Genomic DNA, 18371 nt, shown 5'->3' on the forward strand with positions numbered 1-18371 from the left:
TGCTCCTTCTAGTGAGGTGTATGCGTGACTTTGACGTGGGAAAGGCTTCGGTGCAGATGCACGGTGGTGGCAGCCTCGGCAAGCCGGGGGTTGCCGGCGGCGATGGCTTCGGCGATGGCGGCGTGCTCGGCGGCGGCAGCTGTGAGCCGCCGGGCGTCGTCGGCGGCCAGGCGGCGGACCCGGACCAGGTGCACGCGAAGGCTGCGCATGGCCTGGGCAAGGTAGGAGTTGGAAATCGCGGCATCGATGGCCGCGTCGAGGCGGCCCGCGAGCTCGTAGTACGCGTGGAGGCCCGGCCCGCCGCCGTTGATCAGTTCCGGGGCCTGGAGGAGCTCCAGCCTGAGCTGCTCGAAGGTGGCGGGATCGCCGCGTTCGGCGGCCAGTGCGGCCGCCTTGCCTTCGAGGGTTTCGCGCAGTTCGAACAGCTCGTCGATGTCCTCCAGCGAAATATCGGTGACGACGACGCCGCGGCTGCCCGCCGTCGTCGTCAGTCCCTCAGCGGTGAGCCGGCTCAGGGCCTCCCGGAGAGGGGTGCGGGAGATGCCGAGCCGCTCTGACTGCTCCACTTCGGCAAGTACCGTCCCGGGCAGGAGGCGCCATTCGATGATGTCGTCGCGCAGTGCCGCGTAGGCCCTATCGCTGGCGCGCATCCCTGCCTCCTTCGTTGGTTGACGCTCCTCAGTGTATACACAGACGGCAGTTTTGCCCAGCAATTGCCCTAGAAAATCAAAAGTGCTTCGAATTTGTATACATAGACCCTTGTGCGCGCTTCCCCGGCCGGACTAGCATGGCTCGCATCACAATGTCGTGGACGGGATGCATTTCATGGTTACCAAGAGGTATCAGGACAGCTACGCACAGAGCCTGGAGAACCCCGAAGACTTCTGGCTGGATGCCGCCGGGAAGATTACCTGGTCGGTGCCGCCGCGCCGTGCCCTGGATTCCAGCCGGGCACCGCTGTACAGCTGGTTTCCGGACGGCGTTCTTAACACGTCGTACAACGCCCTCGACCGCCATGTGGAGGCCGGGCGGGGCAGCCAGGATGCGCTCATCTACGATTCCGCGATGCTCGGGACCCAGCAGCGCTTCAGCTATGCCGAACTCACGGAGCTTGTGGCACGTTTTGCCGGCGTCCTCCGGGGCCGCGGGGTCGGCAGGGGGGACAGGGTGGTGATCTACATGCCCATGATCCCCGAAGCCGCGATCGCCATGCTGGCAACTGCGCGGCTGGGCGCCGTCCATTCGGTGGTCTTCGGCGGCTTTGCGCCCAAGGAGCTGGCGGCCCGCATCCGGGATGCCGCTCCGGCCGTGGTGGTCACGGCATCCGGCGGCATTGAGCCGTCTCGCCGGATCGAATACCTCCCTGCGGTCGAGGAGGCCCTCCGCCTGGCCGGAACTCCGGAGCTGCCGGTGATCGTCACCGCACGGGACGGCTTCACCTCCTCAGCCTCGGACCATGGCTGGCTGGACTGGGAAACCGAGATGGCCGCCGCGGAACCGGCGGCTCCGGTCGACGTCAAAGCCACCGACCCGCTCTACATCCTCTACACCTCGGGAACCACCGGCACGCCCAAGGGAGTGGTGCGCGACAACGGCGGCCATGCCGTGGCGCTCAGCTGGACCCTGGAAAACATCTATGACATCGGCCCGGGAGACGTCATGTGGACCGCCTCGGACGTCGGATGGGTGGTGGGGCACTCCTACATCGTCTACGGTCCGCTGCTGGCCGGCGCCACCACCGTCCTTTATGAGGGAAAGCCGGTGGGAACTCCCGACGCAGGTGCCTTCTGGCGCGTGATCCGGGACCACCGGGCCAATGTCCTGTTCACCGCGCCCACCGCGCTGCGCGCCATCCGGAAAGCCGACCCCGAGGCCAAGCTGCTCCAGGACTACGACATCTCCAGCCTGCGGACGCTCTTCGCGGCCGGGGAGCGGCTCGACACCGATACCTTCCACTGGGCCACGAAGTCGCTGAACGTCCCGGTGGTGGACCACTGGTGGCAGACCGAGACAGGCTGGGCCATCTGCGCCAACCCGCGGGGACTGGAAGAACTCCCGATCAAGGCGGGATCGCCGAGCGTCCCGATGCCGGGCTTCAAGCTCACCATCGTGGACGGACTGGGGGAGGACGTCGAACCCGGGACCGAAGGCAACATTGTGCTCGGGCTCCCGCTTCCGCCCGGCACGCTGACCACGCTCTGGGGCGACGACGACCGCTACATCTCCTCCTACCTCCAGGCGTTCGAAGGTTCCTATGCAACCGGAGACTCCGGCTACCGGGACGAGGACGGCTACGTGTTCGTGATGGGCCGCACCGACGACATCATCAACGTTGCCGGCCACCGGCTGTCCACCGGCGCCATGGAGCAGGTCATCGGCCAGCACCCCGCGGTTGCGGAGTGCGCCGTGATCGGCCTGGCGGACCCGCTGAAGGGCCAGCGTCCCAGCGGCTACGTGGTGCTGAAATCGGGTGTGGAGGTGGCGGAGGACGTCCTGGTCAAGGACCTGATCGCGCTGGTCCGCCGCGATATCGGGGCCGTGGCGGACTTCAAGCACGTGGCAGTGGTGGATGCACTGCCCAAGACCCGCTCCGGCAAAATTCTCCGCAAGACCATGCGGCAGATTGCCGACGGCGAGGAGTACGTGGTGCCGTCCACCATTGAGGACGCCGGCGTGATCGACCAGCTCATCGGAACCCTTCGCCCCGCAACGCCCCGGAACTAGCGCCCCGCAACCAGCAGTCAGCTCCGGTTCCAGCGGTACTCGTTCTCCGGCCTGCCCGGTGCGCCGTAGCGGGCTGTCCGGGAGACGGTTCCGGCATCCGCAAGGTACTCAAGGTAGCGCCGGGCCGTCACCCGCGACATCCCGAGCGCATCCATGACCTCCGTGGCCGAGACCGCCTCCGCCTGCTGCTTCATGAACTCCTGCACCGCGTCCAGGGTCGACGTCGACAGGCCCTTGGGAAGGGGCAGCTCGCTCGGCGCCCGCAGGCTCGCAAACGCCTGGTCGACGTCGCTCTGTGACGCTCCCGACCTGGTCCCGCCCGGGCCGGCGGCGAGCTGCTCGCGGAACTGCCGGTAACTGGCCAGCTTGTCCGCGAAAGTGGCGAAGGTGAAGGGTTTGATGAGGTACTGGACCACTCCGATGGACACGGCACTGCGCACGATGTTCAGCTCACGCACGGCAGTAATCGCGATGATGTCCGGCAGCAGCCCGGAGGCCCGCATCCGCCGCGCAATGTCCAGGCCGTGGAGGTCGGGAAGGTTCATGTCCAGCAGGACGAGTTCAATCGGGTTGCCTGCCGCGGCGAATTCAGCCAGGAGGCGCAGCGCGGACTGGCCGTCCGGGGCCGTGCCGGCCAGCGAAAAGCCGTTGAGCCGCCCTACGTAGGCGCCGTGCGCTGCCGCGGCTACCGGTTCGTCCTCAACGACGAGAACTCGGATGTCGCTCATGGTGTCTCCTTGGTGGTGCCCGCTGCGGGGAGGAATATGTGGAAGTGCGCCCCGCGGGGATTCGTGATGGCCATGGTGCCGCCCAGCCGGTGGACGGCCTGCCGGACCAGGGCCAGGCCCAGCCCCCGGCCATACTTGCCGGGGGCCTTGGTGCTGAAACCGTGCCGGAACACATCATCCACGGCATCGGGGTCGATTCCGCGGCCCGAGTCCTCCACCGTGATCTCAACGCCCCGGGCTCCCGACTCCACGGACAGCTCAACCCACCTCGGTGCCGGGGCATCCGCCGCCGCATCGATGGCGTTGTCCAGCAGGTTGCCGAGAATGGTCACCAGGTCCTGCACGGCCACACCGGCCGTCCCCGCCGTGCTGTTCGCCTGCAGGCCCAGTTCAACACCGCGTTCGTGTGCCTCGGCGGCCTTGCCCATAAGGAGTGCGCCCAGCACCGGCTCCTCGATGGCACCCACCATCTCGTCGGTGAGCTGCTGGCTGAGCTCCAGGTCCTTGGTGGCAAAATCCAGGGCCTCGTCGGACCGGCCCAGTTCCATCAGCGACACGATGGTGTGGAGGCGGTTGGCGTGCTCGTGGGTCTGGGCCCGCAGGGCATCCGACAGCGTGCGCATGGTTTCCAGTTCACTGCCCAGGGACTCGATCTCCGTGCGGTCGCGGATGGTTGCCACGGTGCCGAACACCGCCGGGCGCTGCCGGCCGGCCGACGACGCCGGTCCCACCGCCGGACCCTGGTTGATCACCAGGACGCGGGGACCCGCCAGGTGAATTTCATCCTGCGTCGTCCGGCCGGATTCAAACAGGTCCTTCAGGCTGGGTGCCAGGGGGAGGTCGCTCAGCAGGAAGGCGTCGGCGGGATCACCCCCGGATGGCCGAGGGGCAAGCCCCAGGAGCTCCGCGGCCTGGTCGTTGTACATCACCACCCGCCCCTTGGGGTCGATCAGGATCACCCCTTCACGGACGGAGTGCAGCACGGACTCGTAGTAGGCGAACAGCTGGGCGAGCTGTTCGGGTCCCCAGCCCCGGGTTACATTGCGCAGGTACCGGCCCAGAAGCCAGGACGCCACGGAGCCGCCCACCAGGAGGGCGAAGGCGATGGCCAGCAGGGCCGGCAGGCGCCCTGAAATGGCCACGTCCACCGTCCGCACTGTCACGCCCGCGGCCACGAGGGCCCTGACGTTCCCCGACTGGTCCTTGACCGGCGCAATCGTCCGCACCGACGGACCCAGCGTGCCGGCCGTGATTTCCGTGAATACCTGCCCGTTCAGGGCGGCATCTATGGACCCGATATACGGCTTGCCGAGTTCCTCGCTGCGCGGGTGCGTCCAACGGGTCCGGTCCGGAGCCATGATCGTGATGAAATCCGCGTCGGCATCGTCCATGACGTCCAGTGCGTAGGGCTGCAGCACTGCGGACGGGTCGGCCGACCCGGCAGCCTGCAGGACCAGGGGATTGTCCGCGATGGCCGTGGCAACACCGGACATCCGCCGTCCGGCTTCGTCGTAGGCGTGGTCCCGGGCATCGATAAACGTGGCGGTCCCAACTGTTGCGGTCAGCGCGAGCATGAACAACAAATGCGCCACGAACAGCCGGCGCGCAATGCTCCATTTGTGCCTCATGCAACCCTTCCACGACCAATATGAACGCAACGGTGAGCCAGGTCACGCCATGCCCAATGATGGATATCACACCGGACGGACGTGTGGAGCCCAGAGACTGTGCCGCAACGTCTTCCAGATTATCCATAAGGAGACACATCATGGCTTCTCAACGAGGAGAGTCAGCTGCGCCCGTCAAGGCAAAGCGCAAAGGACTCGACAAGTCGCACTACCTCTACATCGCCGTCATCGCCGCCGTAATCCTCGGCGCCGTGATCGGGCTTCTGTTCCCGGAGGTCGGCAAATCACTCAAACCGCTGGGCGACGGCTTCATCAAGCTGATCAAGATGATGATCGCTCCGGTGATCTTCTGCACCATCGTCCTGGGCATCGGCTCCATCGCGAAGGCCGCCACCGTCGGCAAGGTGGGCGGCCTGGCGCTGGGCTACTTCATCGTCATGTCCACCTTCGCGCTGGCCATCGGCCTCGTGGTGGGCAACCTTATCCACCCGGGTGAGGGCCTGAAGCTGACGCCCTACGATCCCAACAAGAAGGCCGCCACCGACAGCACCGTTGACTTCCTGCTGGGAATCATCCCGGGAGATATTCCGGTGCTGCCCACCCTGCTGGCAGCGATCCTCGTGGGCTTTGCCCTGCAGAAGATGGGTCCGCAGGGCGCCCCCATCCTCAAGGCCATCGGCCACGGCCAGGCCCTGGTGTTCCGCATCCTCATCATGGTCATGTGGCTGGCGCCCGTCGGAGCTTTCGGCGCCATCGCCGCCGTCGTCGGAGCCACCGGCTTCCAGGCAATCGTCAGCATGTTCACCCTGATGCTCGCCTTCTACATCACCTGTGCACTCTTCATCGTGATCATCCTTGGCGGCCTGCTGCAGGTTGTGGCCGGCGTCAACATCTTCCGGCTCATGAAGTACCTGGCCCGCGAATACCTGCTGATCTTCTCCACGTCCTCTTCCGAAGCAGCCCTGCCGCGCCTTATTGCCAAGATGGAACACCTGGGTGTTTCCAAGCCGGTTGTCGGCGTCACCGTTCCCACGGGCTACTCCTTCAACCTTGACGGCACGGCCATCTACCTGACCATGGCGTCCCTGTTCGTGGCCAACGCCATGGGCACCCCGTTGGACCTGGGCGCCCAGATCTCCCTGCTGGTCTTTATGATCATCGCTTCCAAGGGTGCCGCCGGCGTCACCGGCGCCGGCCTGGCCACCCTGGCCGCAGGCCTGCAGGCCCACAAGCCCGAACTGCTCGGCGGCGTCGGCATGATCGTCGGCATCGACCGCTTTATGTCCGAGGCCCGCGCCCTGACCAACTTCACCGGCAACGCCGTGGCCACGGTCCTGATCGGCACCTGGGTCAAGGAGATCGACGGCGGCCAGGTGGAGCGTGTCCTGTCCGGCGAAGAGCCCTTCGACGAGCAGACCATGATCGCCGGCCACCACACTGAGCAGGAAGCTCCGGCTCAGGTTCCCGCCCGCGCCTGAAGCGCCTGCCCGGACCAACACCCGGACCGACACCCGTAGCTACAAAGGAACCGCCCGTGCAGGATCATCCTGCACGGGCGGTTTTGTGTGCCCCCGGCCTCAACCTTCGACCTTTACCAGAAGGTAAAGGCTCAGGCAAGGGCGCGTGTCAAGTTCCGTTGAATCACGGATGCGGCGCTGTAACCTTGGTGGGAAGAACCATAGGCGCTGAACTTTCAGCGGCAGGACATCAACGTCATCGAAAGTGTGGATAGATACGTGAGCAGCGAGCAGGGTTCAGCAACTCTGGAAGGCACCGAACTCGATCTGGAAGACGCCGTCATGGGTCCTACCGGGCGCCCCTACCGCGAATTTCCCGAGCCTGCGCCGCTGTCGTCCCACGGCCCCGCGCGTGTGATCGCGATGGTGAACCAGAAGGGCGGCGTCGGCAAAACGACCTCCACCATTAATCTGGCCGCCGCGCTCGCCGAATACGGCCGCCGTGTCCTGCTGGTGGATTTCGATCCCCAGGGCGCTCTGTCCGCGGGCCTCGGAACCAATCCGCATGAACTGGACCTGACGGTCTACAACGTCCTGATGGACCGCAAGGTGGACATCCGGGACGCCATCCAGCACACCGGCGTCGAGAACGTTGACCTGCTGCCGGCGAACATCGACCTCTCCGCCGCGGAAGTGCAGCTCGTCAATGAAGTTGCCCGCGAACAGGTGCTGGACCGGGCCCTGAAGAAGGTTGAGGACGACTACGATGTCGTCCTGATTGACTGCCAGCCCTCACTGGGGCTGCTGACCGTCAACGCCCTCACGGCGGCCCACGGTGTCATCATTCCGCTGATCTGCGAGTTCTTTGCACTCCGGGCCGTGGCCCTGCTGGTGGAAACCATCGACAAGGTCCAGGACCGGCTGAACCCCAGGCTCCAGGTGGACGGAGTGCTGGCCACCATGTACGACGCCCGCACCCTGCACAGCCGCGAGGTCATCAGCAGGCTCGTGGAAGCGTTCGGGGACAAAGTCTTCGAGACCGTTATCAAGCGCTCCATCAAGTTTGCCGACGCCACCGTGGCCGCGGAACCCATCACCAGCTACGCCGCCAACCACATCGGCGCCGACGCATACCGCCGCCTGGCCAAAGAGCTGATTTCGCGCGGCGGCGCGCCCTAGCCATAGCCGTGGCACTGGCAGTCACCCCGCAGACGGAGCCATCGAAGAAGGCCGGCTTCGAAGTGCGGCTGGCCAACTTCACCGGTCCCTTTGACCTGCTGCTCGGCCTGATCAGCAAACATCAGCTGGACATCACCGAAGTGGCCCTCGCCACCGTGACTGATGAATTCATCAAGTACATCAGGAACCTCCAACAGCTGGGCGAGGAGTGGGCGCTGGACGAGGCCAGCGAATTCCTGGTCATCGCCGCCACGCTCCTGGACCTCAAGGCCGCCCGGCTCCTGCCGGCCGGCGAGGTCGAGGATGATGAAGACGTCGCACTGCTCGAAGCGCGGGACCTGCTCTTCGCCCGCCTGCTCCAATACAAAGCCTTCAAGCATGTGGCCGGGCTGATCAACACCACCCTGGAGCTGGAGGCCCGCAGTTTCCCCCGGCAGGTTGCCCTGGAGGCACAGTTCGCGGCATTGCTGCCGGAGCTCGTCTGGCGGCACACTCCCGGACAGTTTGCCGCCCTGGCGGAAGCCGCGCTGGTGCCTAAGGAGGCGACGCCGAGCGAAGTCGGCCTGGCGCACCTGCACGGCAGCGCCGTCAGCGTGAAGGAACAGGCCGAAATCCTGGGACTGAAGCTCCAGGCCGGAAGGCCGTTGTCGTTCCGGGCCCTCACCGCCGACGCCGAATCAACGCTGGTTGTGGTGGCGCGCTTCCTGGCGCTGCTGGAAATGTTCCGGGACAAGGTGGTCGGCTTCGACCAGATCCTTCCCCTGGGCGACCTGACGGTGCACTGGACGGCGGGAACCAACGACTGGAACAGCGAAAATCTGACCGAGGAATACAGCGAGCAATACGAGGAGGAGACTTGAGCGACACGACGCCGGATCCGGCCGCCCGCGGGGAAGCGGACACGGGAGTGGACGTCGCCGAACTCCCCGGCGGCGCCCGCGCCGCCATCGAGGCAGTGCTGATGGTCATCGACCAGCCGGCCACCGCCGTCGAGCTGGCCGCAGGACTCAACCTGACGGTGGACGCCGTCGAGCAGTTGCTCGCGGAACTTCAGCGCGAGTATAACGGCTATACTGTTAATGCCCCGGACTCGGACGTTGCCGCTGTGATCACCACTGCTGGCCACAAATCCAGACCCCGGGGTTTTGAATTGCGGAATATCGCCGGAGGCTGGCGCATCTATTCCCGCGCGGATTTCGCCGATGTCGTTGGCGGATTCGTGCTGGAAGGACAGACAGCCAGGCTGACGCAGGCGGCGCTGGAAACGCTCGCCGTCATCGCTTACCGCCAGCCCGTATCAAGGGCCAGGGTGTCTGCAATTCGAGGAGTTAATGTTGACTCTGTCGTGCGGACGCTGATGCAGCGGGGACTGATCGAAGACTCGGGGACCGATCCCGAATCCGGGGCCATCCTCTACCGTACGACGTCGTATTTCCTGGAACGCATGGGAATCGGCTCGGTGGCTGAGTTGCCGCAGCTTTCACTCCATCTTCCGGGGCTTGAAGGCATCGAAGAGTTCTACGACGCCGGAAGAATGTAGGCACATTTACGCCTGCGCACGAGTATCCACCAGGGCGGACTTAATCCGCCCGGCTGGCTAGGGTTGTCGGGAGACAACCATCGCCGGCCACCATAACGAAGGACGGGTCATGACACAGGCGGGACGCCAGGGTTCACCACGTAACAGTTCGGGACGCAACAGCGCCGGACACAATAAAGCCGGACGCCCGGTACAGGGCGGTGCCAGCCGCGCAGGCGGCGCCGCCGGCTACAAAGGAGGCGGCGACCGCCCCTTCAAACGCCCCAAGCCTCGCGAAGAGGCCTTCATCGATCCGGACCTGCAGGGTCCGGCCGGCGCACCGGCAGACCGCCCGGCAGCCGCTGACTGGAAGCAGGGCAAACCTGCCGCCCGGAAGCCCGGTTCACGGAAGCCCGGCGCCGGCAAGGAGCCAGGCACGCCCGGCGCCCTCAAGCCCAAGCCGCGGTCCGCGTCAGCCAAAACCTTCGGTACGCGCGCTTTCGGCGGCGAACGGTTCGGACAGAACCTCGGCCCCGTCCGCAAGCCTTCGCGCAAGCGCGGACCCCGCGGCGATGTTCCGCAGTCCGAAATGCACGACGCCGACGGCATCCGCCTGCAGAAGGTCATGGCCTCAGCCGGCGTCGCTTCACGGCGCGTCTGCGAGGAAATGATCTCCGAAGGCCGCGTTGAAGTGGACGGCAAGGTGGTCACCGAGCTCGGCGTCCGCGTCGACCCGAAAACGGCAGTGATCCACGTTGACGGGCTCCGCATCCAGCTGGATGAAAACATGGTCTACATGGTGTTCAACAAGCCCAAGGGCGTTGTGTCCACCATGGAGGACCCGGACGGCCGTCCGTGCATCAGCGACTTCGTCCGCAACACGCACGGCGAACGCCTCTTCCACGTGGGACGCCTCGACGTCGCCACCGAGGGACTGCTGCTGCTGACGAACGACGGCGAACTCGCCAACCGTCTGACGCACCCGTCCTACGAGGTACCCAAGACGTACCTGGTCCAGGTCCGCGGCCCCTTCCCCCAGGGAATCGGCGCGCAGCTCAAGGCCGGTGTTGAACTGGAGGACGGGTTCGCCTCGGTGGACTCGTTCAAGCTGGTGGACTCCACGCCGGGCCACGTGCTGATCGAGGTTGTGCTGCACTCGGGCAAGAACCGCATCGTGCGCCGCCTCTTCGACGCTGTGGGCTTCCCGGTACTCCGGCTCGTCCGCGTCAAGGTGGGCCCCATCGGCCTGGGAGACCAGCGCCAGGGGAGCATCCGCAACCTCGGCAAGCAGGAAGTCGGCCACCTGCTGGCATCCGTAGGGCTGTAGCTTATGTCTGCCTTTCACGCCCACGGCCGCGGGCACCTGAACGGCCCGGTAGTGGTTATCGGAACCGGACTGCTGGGAACCAGCATCGGTCTCGGACTGCGGGGGCGCGGCGTGTCCGTGTTCCTGTCCGACCCTTCCCCCACCAACCAGGCTGTCGCCGTCGATATCGGGGCAGGCCTTCCGTTGTCGCGCCTTGGCGACGAGCAGCCTGAACTCGTTGTGGTGGCCGTGCCCCCGGACGTAACGGCGGACGTGGTGGAAAGCTCACTGGCTGACTACCCCGCGGCAACGGTGGTGGACATCGCCAGCGTCAAGGCCGGTATCCTGGCCGACCTTCGGGGACGCGGCGTGGACCTCGCCCGATACGTGGGAACGCATCCCATGGCAGGCCGGGAAAAGTCAGGACCCGTCGCGGCCCGCGGTGAGCTTTTTACCTCCATGCCGTGGGTGGTCTGCCCTTCCGGGGAAACGTCGCCCGGTGCCCTGCAGGCCGCCCGCGCCCTGGCGACCGACCTGGGCGCCGTGGTCACGCAGTTCGGCGCCGAAGAACATGACCAGGCCGTGGCGCTCGTGTCCCACCTTCCCCAGGTGATGTCATCGCTGGTGGCCAGCCGGCTGCAGGGCACGCCCATGCACGCGCTGTCCCTGGCCGGAAACGGCCTGCGCGACGTCACCCGGATCGCGGCGAGTGATCCCACGCTGTGGGTGCAGATCCTGGGCGCCAATGCGGGCCCGATGGTGGACATCCTGCACGGCGTGCGTGACGACCTCAACCGGCTGATCGGGACCCTCGAAGATCCGGCAGCCCCCGGTGCCCGCCTTGACCTGGCGCAGCTGATCAGCGAGGGCAACGCCGGGCAGTCCCGCATTCCGGGCAAGCACGGCGGACCCCCGCAGGCCTATTCCTGGCTGACCGTCCTGGTGGACGACAAGCCGGGACAGATCGCCCGCCTCCTGACGGAGATCGGCGAAATCGGGGTCAACCTCGAAGACCTGCGGCTGGATCATTCCTCCGGGCAGAATGTGGGCATGGTGGAACTGTCGGTTTTGCCCAACAAACATGATCTGCTCATCGAAGCACTCAACGACCGTGGATGGCGGGTACTGCAGTAATGACACAGGAACTCATCGATACCGTGCCCATGCTTCGCCAGGGCAGGCCGCTGGTCGTCGCCATCGACGGACCGTCGGGGTCCGGAAAATCAAGCGTCAGCAGGGAAGTGGCACGGCGGCTGCGCCTTGCCTACCTGGACACCGGTGCCATGTACCGTGCGCTGACCTGGTACTGCCTGGACCAGGGCATCGACCTGACCGACGCCGCGGCCATCGAGCAGGCCTCCGAGGACCTGCCGCTGGACGTCAGCACCACCCCGAACGAGGAATACGTCCGTGTCGGCGGCACGGACGTCACCGAGGCGATCCGGGAACCGGCCATCTCCTCGGCCGTCAGTGCCATCGCCACCACCCTCGGTGCGCGGAAGGAACTGGTGCGCCGGCAGCGTGAGCTGATTGAGGTCCACCACCGCCGCATCGTGGTGGAAGGACGCGACATTACCACCGTCGTCGCTCCCGGCGCCGAAGTCCGCATGCTGCTGACCGCCAGCGAGGAAGCCAGGCTCCGCCGCCGGGGCGTCCAGCTGGGCGGAACGCAGAGCGCAGAGCAGCTGGCCGCCCAGGTCACGCAGCGCGACGCCAAGGACTCGACCGTCGTCAACTTCACCACCGCGGCGGACGGGGTGGTCACCCTGGACTCTTCGGACCTGGACTTCGACGGCACCGTCGACGCGGCCCTGGGAATAGTCAACAAGGTGTTGAACCGTGACTGACGCAGGCGGCCGGACTCCGCTGACCCTTCCGGCGGCCCGTCGCGACCTTCCGGGCGCCTGGACCATGGCCTGGAGCCGGCCGGTCGGCTGGTTCCTGGACCACATCGTCTACCGGACGACTGTCCACGGCCGGCAGAACGTTCCAACCGGAGGTCCCGTGATCTTCGCAGCGAACCACATCAGTTTCCTGGACGGACCGGTGATGTTCGGCGCGTCACCGCGCCCCATGCACATCCTGGTCAAGAAGGAAATGTTCAAGGGCTTCCTGGGACGGGTCCTCACGGCCTCCGGCCAGCTGCCGGTTGACCGCTCCGGCGATCGCGCCGCCCTGCAGCTGAGCAAAAAAGCGCTCGACGCCGGCCGGTGCGTCGGCATCCTCCCCGAAGGAACGCGGGGGAGCGGCGAGGCCTCCAGCATCAACAACGGGGTCGCCTGGCTTGCGCTGAACTCCAGCGCGACGGTGGTCCCCGTCGCGATCCTGGGAACCAGGATCGCCGGCGAACACCTCGACGCCGTTCCGCGGCCCGGCCGGCGGCTGCACGTCAGCTTCGGCGAGGCCGTGGATATCGGGCGCAGGCCCGGCGAGACGGGGCGTGCTTCAATGGACAGGGCGGGAAATGAGATCCGCGCTGCCCTGGCACGGCATGTCCAGCAAACGATACAAATCAGCGGGCAGCCTTTGCCCGGCGCGGATTCCCCGCAAGAACGTCATGAAGAAGTAGCCGGGACGCCGGCAGATCACCACTAAGGAAAGTGCAATGAGCGATACGACTCAAGCCTCCGGCAAATTTGGCGCCGGCGAAGACGAATACACGCCCACCGGCACGGACCAGGTGGCGGAGCATCTTGCTGCCCTGGACGATGACGAGGCAGAGCTTCGGGCCGCATCCCTCCGGGCCGGCCTGGACGACTACGAACTGGACGAGGATGACGCCGCCCTCCTGAGCGGCCACTACGACGACGAGGACTTCGACGGTCCGGTCAAGCTCGACCCGGTCCTCGCGATCATCGGCCGGCCCAACGTGGGCAAGTCCACCCTGGTGAACCGCATCCTCGGCCGCCGCGAAGCCGTGGTGGAAGACACCCCCGGTGTCACGCGTGACCGTGTGATGTACTCGGCCACCTGGAACGGCCGGAACTTCACGGTGGTGGACACCGGCGGCTGGGAACACGATGCACGCGGCATCCACGCACGCGTCGCGGAACAGGCCGAGATGGCCGTGGAACTCGCGGACGCCGTGCTGTTCGTCGTCGACTCCGCCGTGGGCGCCACCGCCACGGACGAAGCAGTCGTGAAGATGCTCCGGAAGTCCAAGAAACCGGTCATCATGGTGGCCAATAAAGTGGATGACTTCGCCCAGGAAGCCGACTCGGCAACGCTCTGGGGCCTTGGCTTCGGCGAGCCGTACCCGGTCTCGGCGCTGCACGGCCGCGGCGTGGCCGACCTCCTTGACCACGTCATGGACACCCTGCCCGAGTACTCCACGATCGAAGGCCTCGAGCGCTCCGGCGGCCCGCGCCGCATCGCCCTGATCGGGCGTCCGAACGTGGGCAAGTCCTCGCTGCTGAACAAACTGGCCGGTTCCGAGCGCGTTGTCGTGGACAACACCGCCGGCACCACCCGCGACCCGGTCGATGAGTTCATCGAACTCGGCGGCCGCACCTGGCGCTTCGTCGACACCGCGGGCATCCGCCGCCGCCAGCACATGGCACAGGGCGCAGACTTCTACGCCTCACTGCGCACGCAGAGCGCACTCGAAAAGGCGGAGGTCGCCGTCGTGCTCCTTGCGGTGGACGAAGTGCTCAGCGAACAGGATGTCCGCATCCTGCAGCTGGCCATCGAATCCGGCCGCGCCCTGGTTCTCGCGTTCAACAAATGGGACCTGCTGGACGACGAACGCCGCACCTACCTGGAGCGTGAAATCGAGCAGGACCTGGCGCACGTTGCCTGGGCGCCGCGCGTCAACATTTCCGCGCTGACCGGCTGGCACAAGGACCGGCTGGTTCCGGCGCTGGACACGGCACTGGAAAGCTGGGACAAGCGCATCCCCACCGGACGCCTGAACGCGTTCCTCGGGGAACTGGTGGCCGCGCACCCGCACCCGGTTCGCGGCGGCAAGCAGCCCCGCATCCTCTTCGGCACCCAGGCCTCCAGCCGTCCGCCGAAATTTGTGCTGTTCACCACCGGGTTCCTGGACCCCGGATACCGCCGGTTCATCACCAGGCGCCTCCGCGAAACCTTCGGTTTCGAGGGAACGCCCATTGAGGTCAACATGCGTGTTCGTGAAAAGCGCGGCAAGAAGCGTTAATTACGACACACCTCGCCGGTGACACCCGCAAAGTGTCACTTGCACCCTCCGGAATCGTGTAAGCTTTTGGAGGTGGTTCGGCCGGACTGCTGAGGTAAAAATCCCGGGGTAACCCAGGAGGACAACCGAGGCGGAGAACGGCGGAACTAACGGGCTGTAGCGCAGCTTGGTAGCGCACTTGACTGGGGGTCAAGGGGTCGCAGGTTCAAATCCTGTCAGCCCGACCAGCATGAACAACCGCTCCGTATCCGGGAAATATCCCGGACGCGGGGCGGTTTTTCTATGTGCAGGCCCGGACCGTTTCGCCGCCGGGTTTTTGCCGGCCGCTATTTCAGGAAGCGTGACGTGCGCCGGTCCGCAAGGATCTTGCCGCCGGTCTGGCAGGTGGCGCAATACTGCAGCGCCCGGTCGGCAAATGACACTTCCCGGACCGTGTCCCCGCAGACGGGGCACTCCTGGCCCGTCCGGCCGTGGACGCGCATGGTGCTCCGCTTGGCGTCCTTCAGTTCGTTCGGCGGCTTGCCCACGGCCTCGGTGACGGCAGCGACCAGAACGCTGTGGATGGAGTCGTAGAGGACGCGGACGGCCTCCGGGTCCAGGGACTTTGCGATGGCGAAGGGGGAGATCCGGGCCGCGTGCAGGATTTCGTCGCTGTACGCGTTGCCGATCCCGGCGATCACCCCCTGATTCCGTAACAGTCCCTTAATCTGCTGGGTGCTTGAGGAAAGAATCTCGGCGAAAACGTCCAGGCTGAACGAGGCGTCCAGCGGATCGGGGCCCAGGGTGGCGATGCCGGGAATCGCTTCCGGATCCCTGACCACATACAGGGCAAGGCTCTTTTTGGTGCCTGCCTCGGTCAGGTCGATGCCGAGATGGGTTTCGCCGCCGCCGGGGTCCGGCCTGACGAACTCCAGCCTCGCCGCGATATATCCCTTGCCGCGCGCCAGCACGGCGTTCGACGGCGATTCCGTGTACCGCAGCCAGCCGGCCTTGGCCAGATGGAACGCAAGGAAGATCCCGTCTGCCTCCAGGATGATGAACTTTCCACGGCGCTGCACGCCGGAGATGGTGCGCCCCTCCATCGCCGTATACGGCGGGTCTGCGGTCTTGAGGACTGCAAACGACACCACCTGGATTTTCGTCAGCACGGCTCCGCGAAGCCGGGCGCCCAGGAAAGCGCTCAGCCCGGCCACTTCGGGAAGTTCTGGCATGTCACTACTGTGCCACAAGGGTCCGACACGGTACTCCCTGCGGGGGATGTTGGTATGCATATACTTTCAGCGGCGGCTTGTTCTGCAGACCTCCGTTGACATTGCTGATTGACCAACATTCCTGGTTGACCCGATGAAAGGCCCCTGATGAGCAACATTCCCGAAGACCTGTCCTACACTGCCGAACACGAGTGGGTGACCGCCCCCAACGCCGACGGCGTGGTGCGGGTAGGCATCACCGATTTTGCCCAGGACGCACTGGGCGACGTTGTGTACGCGCAGATGCCTGAAGTCGGCACCAAGGTGACGGCAAACGAGGTCGTGGGCGAGGTTGAGTCCACCAAGAGCGTCAGTGACATCTACGCCCCGGTCAGCGGCGAAGTCGTCGCCAGGAACGAAGCCCTGGACACCGATTCGGCGCTCATTAACAGCGATCCCTATGGTGAAGGCTGGCTGATTGAGGTCAAGCTCGCAGAGGCTGATGCAGTGGAGTCCCTGCTCAGTGCATCGGAGTACGAACAACAGGTAGGCTAAAGATAACCGGCTTGGAGGTCCGGCTGTTGAGGGATTGACAGCCGGACGACACGCCGTAGTACCGGATCTGCCAGGCTTTTCCGGAGGGCACGCGTTGTTTGCAGGGGGACATCTGCAACGGAAAAGGAGGACTCCATGGTTGGTCACGAAAATAGCCACAGCGGTGATGATTACGGCACGGGCGGAGTGAAAGCTTCGGAGACCACCTCGATCCACCTCACGCCAATCCGTGACGAGCCGACCATCGCGCGCAAGCTCGCTCCGGAAGAGCGGGTGGCCGTTGAAGCCCTTCCGTTCGGTTCGGCGCTCCTGGTGGCCCACAGCGGCCCCAACACCGGTGCACGGTTCCTGTTGGACTCCGACGTCACCACCGCCGGAAGGCACCCGGATGCGGACATCTTCCTGGACGACGTCACGGTATCCCGCCGCCACGTCGAATTCCGCCGGACAGCGCGGAGCTTCGAAGTGGTTGATACGGGCAGCCTCAACGGAACCTACGTCAATCACGACCGCGTGGACAGCGTCGAACTCAAGTCCGGTAATGAGGTCCAGATCGGCAAGTTCCGTCTCACTTTCTACCTCAGCCCTGCCCGCGCAGCAGGCAACGTCTGATCCCGGGGTAGCTGCCTGTGGCACTGGCACAACCGGAACGGCGCGGACCCCAGGTCCTGAACATCGGGGAAGTACTCGCGCAGCTGAGCGACGACTTTCCCGGGATGACTGCGTCCAAAATCAGGTTCCTTGAGGAAAAAGGCCTGATCAACCCGCAACGCACTCCCGCCGGCTACCGGCAGTATGCGGACACGGATGTTGAGCGGCTCCGATTCGTGCTGGCACTCCAGCGCGACCAGTACCTTCCGCTGAAGGTCATCAAGGACTACCTCGACGCCATCGACCGCGGCGAACGCCCCGAGAACCTTCCGCCCGGCGTCACGGTCTCCCCGCGTATCGTCTCGGACGAGCTCGCCAGCGAACTCCAGAACAAGGTTCGCAGGCTGAGCGAGGATCAACTTCGGGCCGAGTCCGGAGCCAGCGTGCCGCTGCTGCGCTCCCTCCTCGAATTCGGCCTCATCGGCCACGTCAACGGCAAGTTTGATGAACACGCCCTGCAGGTGGCCCGCGCATGCGTCCAGCTGGAAAGCCACGGCCTCGAACCTCGCCACCTGCGTCCCTTCCAGGCCGCCGCGGAGCGGGAGTTCGGGCTGGTGGAGCGGGCCGTCGCGCCGCTGACCTCCCGCAAGGACGCTGCATCCCACGCCCGTGCCGCCGAAGCGGCCCGGGAAATAAGTGATCTCTGCCTGACGCTGCACCGCGCCCTGGTGCAGGACCGTATATCGCGAATGGATATCTGATGATTGAAGTCGAGATCGTGGGTGTGAGGATCGAACTGCCGTCCAACCAGCCACTGGTGCTCCTGCGGGAAATCCACGGCGAACGGCACGTGCCCATCTGGATTGGCACCCCGGAAGCCAGCGCCATCGCCCTGGCCCAGCAGGGTGTGGTCCCGCCGCGGCCCATGACGCACGACCTCCTGATCGACGTCGTCGAAACGCTGGGCCACTCCATCGTCAGCGTGAACATCGTCGCCGTCGAAGACAACATCTTCTACGGACAGCTGCAGTTTGAAAACGGCACCACCGTCAGCTCCAGGGCTTCGGACGCCCTTGCCCTGGCGCTGCGGGCCAAGTGCCGTATCTGGTGCGCCGATTCGGTGATGGACGAGGCCGGGGTCCGGATCACCGAGCACGATGAAGGTGAAGACACAGAGCCGGGTCCCACTGTGGACGAGGAACGCGAACTGCGGCGCTTCCGGGAGTTCCTGGACGACGTGGAGCCGGAAGATTTCGACGGCTGAGATCACGTTAAGGTTAAAGTTGAGGATGAAACTTTCGACACGCCCCCGAAATGGGGCCAGCATCTTTGACCTTG

The 18371-nt window shown here is 65.5% G+C and carries 18 protein-coding genes and 1 tRNA gene; 15 read left to right on the forward strand and 4 right to left on the reverse strand.

Translation table 11 applies throughout. The features are described 5' to 3' along the window. Positions 1-8 precede the first annotated feature (8 nt). On the reverse strand, positions 9-650 hold the full coding sequence (locus tag BS38_RS0115805) for a GntR family transcriptional regulator (RefSeq protein WP_028271693.1): 642 nt from the start codon (positions 648-650) through the stop codon (positions 9-11). Between the two features lie 175 nt (positions 651-825). Between BS38_RS0115805 and BS38_RS0115810 the strand changes: the two genes are divergently transcribed. Then, positions 826-2724, forward strand: a complete 1899-nt coding sequence (locus BS38_RS0115810; RefSeq protein WP_028271694.1) for an AMP-binding protein — start codon at positions 826-828, stop codon at positions 2722-2724. A gap of 17 nt (positions 2725-2741) precedes the next feature. Here BS38_RS0115810 and BS38_RS0115815 read toward each other — a convergent pair whose 3' ends face one another. Continuing rightward, positions 2742-3452, reverse strand: coding sequence for a response regulator (locus BS38_RS0115815; protein WP_028271695.1), 711 nt, complete (start codon positions 3450-3452; stop codon positions 2742-2744). Next, positions 3449-5080, reverse strand: a complete 1632-nt coding sequence (locus BS38_RS0115820) for a sensor histidine kinase (protein WP_028271696.1) — start codon at positions 5078-5080, stop codon at positions 3449-3451. Before BS38_RS0115820 ends, BS38_RS0115815 begins: the two co-directional genes overlap by 4 nt. Before the next feature lie 140 nt (positions 5081-5220). Between BS38_RS0115820 and BS38_RS0115825 the strand changes: the two genes are divergently transcribed. The 10 genes from BS38_RS0115825 (at position 5221) to BS38_RS0115870 (ending at position 14924) form a co-directional block, all read left to right on the forward strand. Further along, positions 5221-6558: a cation:dicarboxylate symporter family transporter gene (locus BS38_RS0115825; protein WP_028271697.1), complete on the forward strand. Its 1338-nt coding sequence runs from the start codon at positions 5221-5223 to the stop codon at positions 6556-6558. Between the two features lie 258 nt (positions 6559-6816). Continuing rightward, entirely contained in the window at positions 6817-7716 is a 900-nt protein-coding gene (locus BS38_RS0115830; protein ID WP_028271698.1) for a ParA family protein, read from the forward strand. 8 nt (positions 7717-7724) lie between these two features. Continuing rightward, positions 7725-8576 (forward strand): segregation and condensation protein A, encoded by an 852-nt coding sequence (locus BS38_RS25350; RefSeq protein ID WP_231511276.1) that lies wholly within the window; start codon positions 7725-7727, stop codon positions 8574-8576. Further along, the gene (gene scpB / locus BS38_RS0115840) at positions 8573-9256 is read left to right on the forward strand and encodes an SMC-Scp complex subunit ScpB (protein WP_081818926.1); all 684 of its coding nucleotides are present in this window, start codon (positions 8573-8575) and stop codon (positions 9254-9256) included. The genes BS38_RS25350 and scpB overlap by 4 nt, the downstream gene beginning before the upstream one ends. A gap of 109 nt (positions 9257-9365) precedes the next feature. After that, the gene (locus BS38_RS0115845) at positions 9366-10562 is read left to right on the forward strand and encodes a pseudouridine synthase (protein ID WP_028271700.1); all 1197 of its coding nucleotides are present in this window, start codon (positions 9366-9368) and stop codon (positions 10560-10562) included. A gap of 3 nt (positions 10563-10565) precedes the next feature. Continuing rightward, positions 10566-11675, forward strand: coding sequence for a prephenate dehydrogenase (locus BS38_RS0115850; RefSeq protein ID WP_028271701.1), 1110 nt, complete (start codon positions 10566-10568; stop codon positions 11673-11675). Then, positions 11675-12388 (forward strand): (d)CMP kinase, encoded by a 714-nt coding sequence (gene cmk, locus BS38_RS0115855; RefSeq protein ID WP_028271702.1) that lies wholly within the window; start codon positions 11675-11677, stop codon positions 12386-12388. Before BS38_RS0115850 ends, cmk begins: the two co-directional genes overlap by 1 nt. A 64-nt stretch (positions 12389-12452) precedes the next feature. Beyond that, positions 12453-13136, forward strand: coding sequence for a lysophospholipid acyltransferase family protein (locus tag BS38_RS0115860; protein ID WP_028271703.1), 684 nt, complete (start codon positions 12453-12455; stop codon positions 13134-13136). Between the two features lie 10 nt (positions 13137-13146). Beyond that, entirely contained in the window at positions 13147-14697 is a 1551-nt protein-coding gene (gene der / locus BS38_RS0115865; RefSeq protein WP_028271704.1) for a ribosome biogenesis GTPase Der, read from the forward strand. A gap of 150 nt (positions 14698-14847) precedes the next feature. Continuing rightward, a tRNA-Pro gene (locus BS38_RS0115870) sits at positions 14848-14924 on the forward strand. 99 nt (positions 14925-15023) lie between these two features. On the opposite strand, the gene BS38_RS0115875 is transcribed toward BS38_RS0115870, so the two are convergent. Beyond that, positions 15024-15908 carry an Fpg/Nei family DNA glycosylase gene (locus tag BS38_RS0115875; protein ID WP_028271705.1) on the reverse strand — a complete coding sequence of 295 codons (885 nt, stop codon included), beginning with the start codon at positions 15906-15908 and terminating at the stop codon, positions 15024-15026. 147 nt (positions 15909-16055) lie between these two features. Between BS38_RS0115875 and gcvH the strand changes: the two genes are divergently transcribed. The 4 genes from gcvH (at position 16056) to BS38_RS0115895 (ending at position 18297) form a co-directional block, all read left to right on the forward strand. Then, positions 16056-16442, forward strand: a complete 387-nt coding sequence (gcvH, locus tag BS38_RS0115880; protein ID WP_028271706.1) for a glycine cleavage system protein GcvH — start codon at positions 16056-16058, stop codon at positions 16440-16442. Positions 16443-16577: 135 nt separating this feature from the next. Beyond that, positions 16578-17054, forward strand: coding sequence for an FHA domain-containing protein (locus BS38_RS0115885; protein ID WP_028271707.1), 477 nt, complete (start codon positions 16578-16580; stop codon positions 17052-17054). 23 nt (positions 17055-17077) lie between these two features. Beyond that, positions 17078-17794 (forward strand): transcriptional regulator FtsR, encoded by a 717-nt coding sequence (gene ftsR / locus BS38_RS0115890; RefSeq protein WP_028271708.1) that lies wholly within the window; start codon positions 17078-17080, stop codon positions 17792-17794. Continuing rightward, on the forward strand, positions 17794-18297 hold the full coding sequence (locus BS38_RS0115895) for a bifunctional nuclease family protein (protein ID WP_028271709.1): 504 nt from the start codon (positions 17794-17796) through the stop codon (positions 18295-18297). The genes ftsR and BS38_RS0115895 overlap by 1 nt, the downstream gene beginning before the upstream one ends. Positions 18298-18371: the final 74 nt, after the last annotated feature.

Origin of the sequence: Arthrobacter sp. UNC362MFTsu5.1 (assembly GCF_000685965.1) — a bacterium.
GTDB lineage: Bacteria > Actinomycetota > Actinomycetes > Actinomycetales > Micrococcaceae > Arthrobacter.

Coding starts and splice junctions, on each gene's coding strand:
- cmk (WP_028271702.1), top strand. CDS start 11,675: ATGACACAGGAACTCATCGATACCGTGCCCATGCTTCGCCAGGGCAGG.
- gcvH (WP_028271706.1), top strand. CDS start 16,056: ATGAGCAACATTCCCGAAGACCTGTCCTACACTGCCGAACACGAGTGG.
- BS38_RS0115885 (WP_028271707.1), top strand. CDS start 16,578: ATGGTTGGTCACGAAAATAGCCACAGCGGTGATGATTACGGCACGGGC.
- BS38_RS0115805 (WP_028271693.1), bottom strand. CDS start 650: ATGCGCGCCAGCGATAGGGCCTACGCGGCACTGCGCGACGACATCATC.
- BS38_RS0115820 (WP_028271696.1), bottom strand. CDS start 5,080: ATGAGGCACAAATGGAGCATTGCGCGCCGGCTGTTCGTGGCGCATTTG.
- BS38_RS0115810 (WP_028271694.1), top strand. CDS start 826: ATGGTTACCAAGAGGTATCAGGACAGCTACGCACAGAGCCTGGAGAAC.
- BS38_RS0115845 (WP_028271700.1), top strand. CDS start 9,366: ATGACACAGGCGGGACGCCAGGGTTCACCACGTAACAGTTCGGGACGC.
- BS38_RS0115875 (WP_028271705.1), bottom strand. CDS start 15,908: ATGCCAGAACTTCCCGAAGTGGCCGGGCTGAGCGCTTTCCTGGGCGCC.
- BS38_RS0115860 (WP_028271703.1), top strand. CDS start 12,453: ATGGCCTGGAGCCGGCCGGTCGGCTGGTTCCTGGACCACATCGTCTAC.
- BS38_RS0115850 (WP_028271701.1), top strand. CDS start 10,566: ATGTCTGCCTTTCACGCCCACGGCCGCGGGCACCTGAACGGCCCGGTA.
- BS38_RS0115825 (WP_028271697.1), top strand. CDS start 5,221: ATGGCTTCTCAACGAGGAGAGTCAGCTGCGCCCGTCAAGGCAAAGCGC.
- der (WP_028271704.1), top strand. CDS start 13,147: ATGAGCGATACGACTCAAGCCTCCGGCAAATTTGGCGCCGGCGAAGAC.
- BS38_RS0115815 (WP_028271695.1), bottom strand. CDS start 3,452: ATGAGCGACATCCGAGTTCTCGTCGTTGAGGACGAACCGGTAGCCGCG.
- BS38_RS0115895 (WP_028271709.1), top strand. CDS start 17,794: ATGATTGAAGTCGAGATCGTGGGTGTGAGGATCGAACTGCCGTCCAAC.